This window comes from Autumnicola tepida (genome assembly GCF_031846485.1).
GTDB classification, from domain to species: Bacteria; Bacteroidota; Bacteroidia; order Flavobacteriales; family Flavobacteriaceae; genus Autumnicola; species Autumnicola tepida.
Genome location: NZ_JAVRHQ010000066.1, coordinates 1 through 2,149, shown reverse-complemented (window position 1 = coordinate 2,149; position 2,149 = coordinate 1). Strand labels below are relative to the sequence as shown.

Below are 2,149 nucleotides of genomic sequence, written 5' to 3'. Positions count from 1 at the left end.
CAGGAACTTTATCAAAAATATTCGGCAGATCAGCCAATAATAGATTATCACAACCATTTACCTCCCAAAGAGATCGCGGAAGACCGCAAATTTGAAAATATCACCCAGGTGTGGTTGGCGGGAGACCATTATAAATGGCGTGCCATGCGTACCCTGGGGGTGGATGAAAAATATATTACCGGCGATGCTTCAGATAAGGAAAAATTCCTTGCCTGGGCAAAGACGGTACCGCATACGCTTCGGAATCCGCTTTATCACTGGACGCATCTGGAGCTGAAAAGGTACTTCGGAATAGATGAACTGCTGAATGAAGAATCCGGGGAGCGCATCTATGAAGAAGTCAACCGGCAACTTCAGCAACCAGAGAATTCCTGTCGGGGACTGCTGAAAAAGATGAACGTGGAAACGGTTTGTACCACGGAAGATCCTATAGATAACCTGCAATATCATCAGCAAATTGCCAAAGAAGACATTGGTATTAAAGTAAGTACTGCTTTCAGGCCCGATAAAGCGGTGCTGATTGATGCGGAAGGCTTTAATGACTATCTGGATAAACTGGCGAAAGTTGCTGAAATGGAGATCGATTCTTATGAAGACCTGCAAAATGCCCTTCTAAAGCGTATAGAATATTTTCACGACAATGGTTGCAGGCTTTGCGACCATGGGTTGAATTATGTTTCATTCGAAAGCTTTACCGAAGAAGAAATTGCCGGAATTTTCAGAAAGAAGAGGGAAGGAGAAGATATTTCTAACCTGGAAGCTGAAAAATTCAAAACAGCCATCCTGCTGTTTTTAGGTGAAAATTACCATAAAAAAGGCTGGGTGCAACAATTCCATCTTGGCGCACTTCGCAACAATAACAAAAGAATGCTTAGGCAACTGGGACCGGATACCGGCTGGGATTCTATCGCAGATTATAGTCAGGCGGAAAACCTGTCTGCATTTTTGGATGCTCTGGACGGAAAAAATAAACTTACTAAAACCATACTGTATAACCTTAATCCTTCCGATAATGAAATTTTTGCTACGATGATAGGAAATTTCAATGACGGCAGCGTTAAAGGAAAAGTGCAGCTTGGTTCCGGCTGGTGGTTCTTAGACCAGAAAGACGGCATGGAAAGACAGATGAACGCCTTGTCCAATATGGGACTTATCAGCTGCTTTATAGGAATGCTTACCGATTCCAGAAGCTTTTTATCCTTTCCGAGGCATGAATACTTCAGGAGAGTGCTGTGCAACCTTTTTGGTAAGGAAATGGAAAGTGGTGAACTGCCAAAAGACATGGAGCTGGTTGGAAAAACCATAGCAGATATCAGCTATAATAATGCCAAAGAATACTTCAGTTTCTAATGCAGCATCAAAAAGATAACAAGGGAAAAACAGTAACTTTTGGGGAAGTAATTATGCGATTATCGCCTTCAGAAAACCGCAAATTACAACAGTCCAACAAGATGGATTTCTTTTTTGGAGGCACAGAGATGAATGTGGCGGCTTCACTATCTTATTTTGGCGTTAAAACCCAGCAGGTCAGCAATGTTTCCAACGATTTGGTGGGCGATGCGGCCATAGCGGCCATGCGGCAGTTTGGGATAGACGTTTCCGCGGTAAATAAAGTGGATCATCCGCTGGGCCTGTACTTTTTGGAAGTTGGATCTTCCATGCGGCCAGGCAAAATTGCCTATAACAGGCTACATGGGTCTTTTGCCAATATTAGCCCGGAACAGGTGGATTGGGAAAGTGTGCTTGAAAATTGCGAATATCTGCACTGGACTGGTATTTCCCCGGCCATTTCAGAAGGCGCTTATCTTACTTTAAAAGAAGGCCTGGAACTGGCAAATAAGAAAGGGATTACCATTACGGCCGACCCCGCCTATCGTAGCAACCTCTGGAAATACGGGAAGGACGGTCACGAAGTTCTAAAAGAACTCACCTGCCTTTCAAGTATTTTTATAGGAGGCGTGAACGAGATCAATGAAATTATGCATACCGATTTCTCTTTTGAGGAAGAAGGTTTTATTGCCGCTGCTAAAAAGCTGATGGAAGAATGCCCGAATATCGGGAAGGTCTTTGATAAAGTACGAACGGGGGTGAGTGCTTCCTGGCAGAAGATTTACGGCAGGGCCTGGACCGGTAAGGAATACCTCACTAC

At 43.9% G+C, this 2,149-nt stretch carries 2 protein-coding genes; both read left to right on the top strand.

Translation table 11 applies throughout. The features are described 5' to 3' along the window. On the top strand, positions 1-1,350 hold a 1,350-nt coding region (gene uxaC / locus RM553_RS19330; RefSeq protein ID WP_311536608.1), incomplete at its 5' end, for a glucuronate isomerase. Continuing rightward, positions 1,350-2,149 (top strand): sugar kinase (locus RM553_RS19325; RefSeq protein ID WP_311536607.1); only part of this gene is annotated, 800 nt, incomplete at its 3' end. The genes uxaC and RM553_RS19325, both read left to right, overlap by 1 nt.